At 59.0% G+C, this 8,491-nt stretch carries 8 protein-coding genes; 4 read left to right on the top strand and 4 right to left on the bottom strand.

Annotation, left to right across the window (positions count from 1 at the left end; genetic code table 11):
- Positions 1 to 260, top strand: a 260-nt coding sequence (locus AC3WWR_RS12935; RefSeq protein WP_492598769.1) for a hypothetical protein, incomplete at its 5' end; no start/stop codon positions are given.
- Between the two features lie 60 nt (positions 261 to 320).
- Here the strand turns inward: AC3WWR_RS12935 and AC3WWR_RS12930 are convergent.
- The 3 genes from AC3WWR_RS12930 to AC3WWR_RS12920 all read right to left on the bottom strand — a co-directional run bounded on the left by AC3WWR_RS12930 (position 321) and on the right by AC3WWR_RS12920 (position 3,131).
- Positions 321 to 1,688: an erythromycin esterase family protein gene (locus AC3WWR_RS12930; protein WP_020797519.1), complete on the bottom strand. Its 1,368-nt coding sequence runs from the start codon at positions 1,686 to 1,688 to the stop codon at positions 321 to 323.
- 91 nt (positions 1,689 to 1,779) lie between these two features.
- Positions 1,780 to 2,298: a GNAT family N-acetyltransferase gene (locus AC3WWR_RS12925; protein WP_083350159.1), complete on the bottom strand. Its 519-nt coding sequence runs from the start codon at positions 2,296 to 2,298 to the stop codon at positions 1,780 to 1,782.
- 185 nt (positions 2,299 to 2,483) lie between these two features.
- On the bottom strand, positions 2,484 to 3,131 hold the full coding sequence (locus AC3WWR_RS12920) for a BON domain-containing protein (protein ID WP_083349104.1): 648 nt from the start codon (positions 3,129 to 3,131) through the stop codon (positions 2,484 to 2,486).
- 223 nt (positions 3,132 to 3,354) lie between these two features.
- Between AC3WWR_RS12920 and AC3WWR_RS12915 the strand changes: the two genes are divergently transcribed.
- Entirely contained in the window at positions 3,355 to 3,609 is a 255-nt protein-coding gene (locus tag AC3WWR_RS12915) for an Lpp/OprI family alanine-zipper lipoprotein (protein ID WP_020797515.1), read from the top strand.
- Between the two features lie 3 nt (positions 3,610 to 3,612).
- Here the strand turns inward: AC3WWR_RS12915 and AC3WWR_RS12910 are convergent, their stop codons facing one another.
- Entirely contained in the window at positions 3,613 to 5,292 is a 1,680-nt protein-coding gene (locus tag AC3WWR_RS12910) for an HAD-IIB family hydrolase (protein WP_083349103.1), read from the bottom strand.
- Between the two features lie 439 nt (positions 5,293 to 5,731).
- Between AC3WWR_RS12910 and acsA the strand changes: the two genes are divergently transcribed.
- A complete protein-coding gene (acsA, locus tag AC3WWR_RS12905) occupies positions 5,732 to 7,495 on the top strand; it encodes an acetate--CoA ligase (RefSeq protein WP_033043824.1) in 1,764 nt (587 codons plus the stop codon).
- A complete protein-coding gene (gene pdhA / locus AC3WWR_RS12900; protein ID WP_033043822.1) occupies positions 7,492 to 8,487 on the top strand; it encodes a pyruvate dehydrogenase (acetyl-transferring) E1 component subunit alpha in 996 nt (331 codons plus the stop codon). Before acsA ends, pdhA begins: the two co-directional genes overlap by 4 nt.
- The last annotated feature ends 4 nt before the right edge of the window (positions 8,488 to 8,491 follow it).

Here is an 8,491-nt window from a genome sequence, read left to right as displayed (position 1 = left end):
GGCACCGAGTGGTGGGGCAAAGCCTTTTGCTTCCTTTTTGGCGTTTGAAAAAGGGAGTCGCTGTAAAAGCGAAACCACAAGTGGCCGTTACCGCAGCAATGGATATGTACGCAGGCAACCAATTTCACACAGGGCTTCCTGTGACGGCCCGCATTACCGTCGTGCACGGCTCAATTAACGCGTCGTCAGTGGAACGCAGAGCGTCCCTGGCGGCATTCCCACGCAGAGCGCGGGAACGATCAAAGCAGAGCAAAGGCTAACGAGGCTTTGATCGCAGGCGCCCCGTTACGGCAGCAATGGATATGCACTCCGACAGCAAATCACACCCCAAACGGATAGGTTTCGTCCTCCGCTTCCAGTTGCTGGTTTTTCGGCAGCGGCAGCGCGGTAACCGGCCTGGTTTGCTCGATCCAGATCATGGCATCGAACTGTTCCGCCAGCATCGACTCGAAATAGTGACTGAAGCGTTCGGTTTCGGGACGGTAAATCACCCCGATGGCCCGTCCCAGCAAGCACGTGGACAGGACGCTGCGCAGCTCTTTGCGCTGCGTGTCACGCCAGTCGGTCAGCGACGCTGCAACGCCCGCCTTGAGGAACTGATGCTCCCAGCTGTCTGGCCGGGAGGGGCGGATGTCCTTGATCAACATCTCGCCGTCCCAGTCATCAGCGGCAGCCACCTGACCGCGGTCAGTGGCCATGCCGATGAGTACGACATCGCGTCCGAAGGCGCTGCGACACAGTTGACCGATGTTGAACTGCCCCTTCCAGCCCATTTCCGTGGCGCCGGCATTGCCGATATGGGAGTTGTGGGCCCAGACCACGGCCTTGGCTTGCGAGCCCCGGTGTTCGAGCAACGCGCGCAACGTATCGAACATGTGCCGGTCACGCAGGTTCCAGGAGGCTGTCGAGCCCCGATAGATCGCGCGGTAATACTGCTCGGCCGCCATCACTACCCGGGCATTCTGCGTCGCATTGAAGAAGGCTTCGTCGTTGCGGATGAGCCCGGCCAGTTGTTCAGCCAGCATGGCATTGAGCTGATCGATCACCGGCTGTTCACAGGGCATTACACCGGCGCGCTCGACAAAATGGCCATACAGCGCAGGGTCATCCTGCCATGGGGTCAGGCAGCCATAGCGCCGACGTGCTTCCTGGGCCAGGCGCGGGTCAACCCGATCCAGATAGCTCAGTACTTCATGAATGGAATTACGCAAGCTGTAGACATCCAGGCCGCGAAACTCGACGCGATGTTCAGGCGCTTGCTGATGGTTGAACTGATGCAGCCAGTGGGTGAAAGCCTTCACCTCGCTGTTGCGCCACATCCAGGTGGGGAAGCGGCTGAAAATGTGGCGCTTCCACGCCGTATGCGCCAACCCTCGGACATACTGGTCGACATGGCCGGCGTCGGGCCAGTCGGCTTCCACCGCGACAATATTGAAGCCGTGCCGCTCGATCAGCCGTTGGGTAATCGCAGCCCGGGTTCGATAGAATTCCCGGGTTCCATGGCTCGCCTCGCCGATCATCACCACCCGCGCGTCGGCGTAGCGGTCAAACAGGTCGCCAAAAGCGGGGGAATCCAGGTCCGGCAACGGTTCGGCGTATCGATGCAACACCGGCGCTATGTGCGACGTGTCATCGTGATGTTGCTGGCCGTAAAGTTGTTCCAGCAATGATTGCGTATGAGAGTTCATGAACGCCATCCTCCGAAAGGTAGGCTGCTGGTGGCGGCATGGCGCTCGGGTCGTACCAGAGGCTCAAGCGCCCCGAAAACATTGCACGGGTTTACAGGTACAGGCGGTGAATGACCTGTTGGGGGTCGAAGGGATCGTCGTGGGCTTCAAAACCAAGACATCTGGCCAGGTCGCGCAGGGGCGCGTTGCTGGAGGCGCCAACCGAGTACAACAGGTGGACGCCGTTACTGCGGGCGGCGTCGATCAAGTGCTCCATCAATATCGTTCCCAGGCCCAGGCGTTTCCAGGCAGCGGCGACGGTCAGCGCGCATTCGCACTGGTATTGACCCATGGCGGCATAACGACTGGCGCCGATTGCGCTCAAACGGCCATTTTCGTGGACCAGCGCTATGCAGCCTTGGCCCTTGCGAGCTTCGTGCTGTTGCCCGAGTAAAAACCCGTGCCGGGACGCCGGCGCCAACTGCCGGACAAGGGCGCATTCATAAGCTCGATCTGCTTGCGCGACATGCCGGATCAACACCGCACGACCGTTGCTGAGTACATCAATCCGGGATTTTCCACGGGCGTAGTCCCAGTCATGCCAATCATCGGGGCTCTTGGAAGCGAGCATCGTGCGGCCCTCCATCCAACATTCTCTTGATGCGTAGTAAAACCTGCGAGTTTCAATTCTTTTCTACGCCGTTGGCCGCTCCCGGATTTGATCTGGATCAGGCACGAGTGAGGCGATCAAGGTGAGTCCGCCACGCATGTTCATTGGATCGCCCCGGGTAACCTGGGGTTAACCGGGGCGATCATTCAGGCGATCAGCAATTGATCTTCCACCTTGGTGACTCCCGGCACCGACCAGGCGGCTCGTTCGGCGATTTCACGCTCGCGCCAGAAGTGCACTTTGCCTTCCAGTTTCACGACACTGCCTTCGACTTTGATACGTATGCCCTTGGCGTCGACTTCAGCGTTGCGCTTGAGGGCTTCTTCGATACTTTGCTGGATATCGACGACTTTGACTCTCGGGCGCAGGGTGATGCGGTTGTCCACGCCCACAACGCCCGACAATTTGCGCACCGCGCTTTCGGCGAGTTCCTTTTGATATTGCCAGTCCACCTGGCCTTCCAGGGTTACCCAGCCTTTTTGCACGACGACCTTGACGTCGCCTTCGGGCGTATCGGAGCGCCACGAGATAATGTTGACGGCACGATTAGCGATGGTGTCATCGGCCGTACCTGCGCCTTTTTCCAGCCGGACCTGTATTTCCTCCGCCACGGCACGCACGCCTTTGATCGCTTTGACCGCCCGTTCGGCACTGACTTTCTGGGCATAGCTTTTCACGTGACCGGAGAGTGTGACAACGCCATTGTCCACGCTCACGCCAATGTGGGCGGCGTCGATATCGGGTTGAAAATCAAGCTCATCCAAAATGGTATTGCGCAAGGTTATGTCGCTCATGATCCTGTCCTCTCCCGCATGACTGAAGTACATGGGCTGCCAAAGCCCATGTCTTTTTTTACGCCTGAGCGGCACCAGGACATTGAGTTAAATCAAAAAGGCCGCAGTCGCCCGCTCTGCCATTGGCCAGCCGGTTTTTTGATAAATGTCAGAGAAAGCCTGCAGTGGCGTTGGATACTGCGTTTGACTGGCCTTCGCAGCCGGGACTTATTTGGAGAAGATCATGGACAAGCGCTTGCCTGTTGTTTGCCTCGGTATTCTTCTAGCCACCACTGCCGGATGCAGTAGTAAGCAGGCCCAGGAACTGGATGCCCGGCTGGAATACGCTGAAAACAACGCCGCAATGGCGCGATTGAGGGCCGACGAGGCGCACCTCAAGGCGGAACTGGCGATGGAAGTGGCACGTCAGGCACAACGGACCGCCGATGAAGCCAATGCCCGTACCAGCCGAATGATCGAAAAGGGAACGCCTAAGTGACATTCAGAGGTGATAGCGTGACTGTACAAGTCGCCTGATCTGTTCCATTGCCTGCCCGGGTGCCAGGCTTGTGTCCGTCTCGATCAGGCGCGTCTTATTGGCAAGCACGTCGTCCCGGATCACTTTGCGAAACCAATTGGAAAAATCCCCGACATTGATATGTTCGCGAAGGGCGGGCTCTTCAAGTCGTGTTGAACAGGACAAAAACTCAGTCAGGTTAGAGGCGCTCTGGCCAAGTGCGGGAAAGTGGAATGATCGCCATGCACCCACATCTCCCGCGACGTACTTGCCGCTGTGACGGTGGTGCTTTTGATGAGGCTGCACCTGATCGAGCAGGAAGACCTCGTCGCCTTCGTGCACATTCCAAAGACAGGCGTTTTCGAGGCCTGGCGAGCGTTCTGGAAACCCTGGGCTCGGGCGCTGCATGCGTTTGGCGAACTGTTCGACCAGTTCCCGGGCGGTGCTGCCGAGTGTCACCAGTACGTCTACCCCCTCAAGCAGTGCCGGACAGACCTGATCGAAGTCGAGGGCAACGATGATTGCGCCAATGTCCCCGAGAAAACCCGGCGGCCAACCTGCGCAGTGGGGAAGCATGTAATGCGCTTCGTCGACGATCAGCCAGTAAGGCCGGCCGGAAGCGCTGCGCAAATTCTGGATAAAGGGCAGCAGTTCGCCAAACAGCTGCACGCGCGCTACGGGATCCAGGGCAAGGGCGTTGACCACCACATTGAGCTGAGCCTGTAGAAGGTAATGCACCGACTCTTCTGTCGTCGGGGGGGCGGTCAGCCCGCCGATCGTTACCGCATCTTCCAGCGTCAGATAGTCTCCCTCTGGATCGATGATGCAAAATCCCTGATGAGCCTGGACCATTCGTTCTGTCAGCCAGGTGATGTAGCTGGATTTACCGGCACCCGAATTGCCAACGACCAACATCACCGATTCCGCAGGCAGCCAGAGCTTGCGGCCATGGGTGGACTGGCCCAACTGGACGCCAATGCGTTCGACGCAAACCAGTGCCGCGTCTTTTTCCAGCAGCATGTCGACCAGTTCGCAGACACCTTGGCCATGATCATGAGTCAGGCACAGGTCAGCGCTGGACTTGATCGACGCTATGGCATTGTTCACCGCCGCGGCACAGCCGCAGATCGATAGAAAGGAGTGGTCGTTTTCCGCATCGCCCACGCCCACCACGTTCAGCTCGCATATGCCCAACTCGCGCAAGGCTGCAACAAGGCCAGACGCCTTGTTCACGCCGGTTGGCAAGATCATGATCGCATCCTTGTTGAACGTTATCTGCAGTTCAAGGCCGAGCTCTCGAATGCTGCTGACCACCGCATTCTCAAACGGCTGCCAGGTGGCGATGACCGAACGACCGATCGACAAAGGCGTGACACCCTTGTCGCGCAGGTGGCCCACCAGCTCGGTCGAAGCGGGGTCTGCAATAAGCTCCTCGGTGTCTGTGCTCGGGTCGTACAAGATCGCGCCGTTTTCCGCAACGACCCTGTCAAACAGATCCAGGTGTGGAAAATGATGCTTGAGCGCTTGCAACTCCCGGCCTGAAATCAGCACGAGCTTGCGGCCGCTTTTTTTCAGTTTGCCGAGCGCTGCGCAGACCTGCGGTGGAACGCTGCCGTTTTCGGCAATGGTCCCGTCATAGTCCACTGCCAAGGCCAGGAAGTGCATGCTTGCTCCATTGTCTGACTCAATTGAGAGAGGCAGGGCAGAACACGAGCTGCCCGTCTACCGATTTCACGTCTGTATTGGGATGCTGATTCCTTGCGCCAGCATTGATTTTTGTCAATTTCAAGGCGAGAGCAGACAGTCGGTCTTCCTCGGCCAGGTGTCATGCATTTTGCCCGTTACGGGTTCGCGCCTTGTCGGCCTCAAGCCGTCCAGAGCCTTTTCGACAATGAACAAGGCTAGTCCCGTTCCACTTGATATTTATCAACGCCAGGAACAATTGGGCGGAGCAAGTTAAATCAAACCCGGTTGTGCAGTCGGCGCCAAGCACAGACCGGTTTTCTGGGCATTGCGCCACAGCCACTTCTACAGCGTATTGGCTGTCTACTCCTTGAAAACGGTAGGCAGGGTTACTGATGCTGTTGAGTACAAGAGGCCAACCATGCGTTCCAGGATCATCAAAAAAACGCTCGATGACTTGCCTGTAGCGCCGAACTGGGTCGACAGCGTGCAAGCCCGTGAGCACTTTTCCTGGGCAGCACAAATGTGTGGGCTGTCGGGACTGCCCGGCGGTGGTTTGAACCTGGCTTATGAAGCCGTGGATCGTCATGCACAGAGAGACGCTGGACCGCACACGGCATTGCGCATTCTTGATCGTAACGGCGGGCACCGCGATGTCAGCTACGCCGAGCTGAGCGTGCTGACCAACCGATTTGCCAACGTGCTCAAGAGCCTGGGCGTGACTCCCGGAGCACGAGTGTTCGTGCTGTGTGGCCGCGGCCTGGAATTGTTCCTGGGCGTGCTCGGCGCAATGAAGGCCGGATGCGTGGTATCGCCGCTGTTTTGCGCCTTCGGCCCGCAACCCCTTGAAACGCGTCTGTGTCTTGGCGAAGCCTACGTGTTGCTCACCAGTGATGCCCTGTATCGACGCAAGATATCGACCATCCGTGATCGTCTGCCAACCCTGAAGCATGTGCTGGTGTACAACGAAAATGCCGAGGATATCGCGCCCTTGGAGGGTGCGTTAAACCTGCATCAGTTGCTGGCCGAAGCCGATGACCATTTCAGCATCGCTTGCACGACCGCCGACAGCCCGGCACTTTTACATTTCACCAGCGGTACGACAGGCACCCCCAAAGGGGTCTTGCATGTTCATGGCGCAGCACTGACCCACCTGGTCAGCGGAAAATATGCGCTGGACTTGCACCCAGGGGATATCTACTGGTGCACCGCCGATCCGGGCTGGGTCACGGGCACTTCATACGGCATCATTGCGCCGCTGCTGTTGGGCGTGACCTGTGTGATCGAAGGTTTCGAGTTCGACGCCGAGCGCTGGTACGGCATTCTCGAAGAACAACAGGTATCGGTCTGGTATACGGCACCCACCGCCATCCGTCTGCTGATGAAAGCCGGTGCCGCGCTGGCGCACAACCATCGTTTTCCCTGCCTGCGGTTCATCGCCAGTGTCGGCGAACCACTCAATCCCGAGGCAGTGTGGTGGGGTAAGGACGTACTGGGGTTGGCAATCCACGATAATTGGTGGCAGACCGAAACCGGCGGCATCATGATTGCCAACACGGTCGCGATGGACATCAAGCCCGGCTCTATGGGCAAGCCACTGCCGGGCGTCGAGGCGGCCGTCGTCCTGCGCAACGCCGACGATACCTTGCAATTTTTGGGCAGCGATGAAGTGGGCGAACTGGCGCTGAAGCAACCCTGGCCCGCGATGTTTCGCAGTTACCTGGGACAAGAGGAGCGTTATCGGCGCTGCTTTGTCGGCGGCTGGTACCTGAGCGGCGATCTGGCTCGTCGTGATGCCGATGGCTATTACTGGTTCATCGGACGCAGTGACGATGTGATTAAGTCCGCCGGGCACCTGATCGGCCCGTTCGAAGTCGAAAGCTCGTTGATGGAGCATCCGGCAGTCGCTGAGGCCGCCGTGATCGGCAAGCCCGATCCGTTGCTGGGCGAAACGGTAAAGGCCTTCGTCTCCCTCAAGAGTGGATTCACCGCCAGCCAGGCCCTGCACGATGAATTGCTCGGTCATGCACGCAAGCACCTGGGGGCCGTGGTCGCCCCCAAGGAACTGGCGTTCGTCGACACGCTGCCTCACACCCGTAGCGGCAAACTCATGCGGCGTCTGCTCAAGGCCCGCGAGTTGGGCCTGCCTGAAGGCGATACATCCGCCCTGGAGAATCCATCATGACGCCCGTGTCGCTGCCCCGGGAGACCAAACTGGATCTGCTGCGGGACATGGTACGCATCCGCCGTCTCGAAGAACGTGCCGGCGAGTTGTACGGGGAAAGCCGGATTCGCGGCTTTTTGCACCTGTACATCGGTGAAGAAGCGGTGGCGGTCGGTGTTCTGCATGCCCTGGCCGTTGACGATGCGGTCGTCGCCACGTACCGCGAACATGGTCATGCGTTGATCAAGGGTGTTTCCATGAAGGCGATCATGGCCGAGATGTTCGGGCGCCAGCAAGGATGCTCGCGAGGCCGTGGTGGCTCGATGCACCTGTTCGATGCCCGTACACGATTCTTCGGCGGCAATGCCATCGTCGCCGGTGGCTTGCCATTGACGGTTGGGCTGGCGCTCGCGGAACACATGCAAGGTGGAACCCGTCTGTGCGCCTGTTTTTTTGGCGAAGGGGCGATGGCGGAAGGGGCCTTTCACGAGTCTATCAACCTTGCCGCATTGTGGCGCCTGCCGGTGCTGTTCTGCTGCGAAAACAACCTCTATGCCATGGGCACGGCGCTGGAGCGTTCGCAATCCCAGACCGACCTGTGTGCGAAAGCTTCGGCATACAAGGTCCAGGCCAGGACGGTCGATGGCATGGACGTGATCGCCGTGCATGAAGCCGCCCGTGACGCAGTCGAACACATCCGCGCAGGGCAGGGTCCCTTTTTCCTGGAGTTTCGGACCTATCGATTTCGGGCCCACTCGATGTTCGATCCGCAGTTGTATCGCTGCCGGGAAGAGGTCGAACAATGGAAAACCCGAGGTCCCATCCACACCTACAGCACGCGACTCAAGGCTGAAGGGCTGCTGGATGAACCGGGTTTTCTGGCGATCCTGGCCCAGGTCGACGCCGAGGTCGAAGACGCCATCGCCTTCGCCGAGAAAGGCACATGGGAGCCGATCGAGGATTTGTCCCGCGATGTCTATACGCCGGGACCTGCGCCGGAGCCTGCGCCATGAGCCT

It is taken from the genome of Pseudomonas sp. EB271-G4-1 (assembly GCF_058791355.1).
The sequence above is the reverse complement of the archived record's forward strand: the minus strand, read 5'-3'. Positions and strand labels throughout refer to the sequence as shown.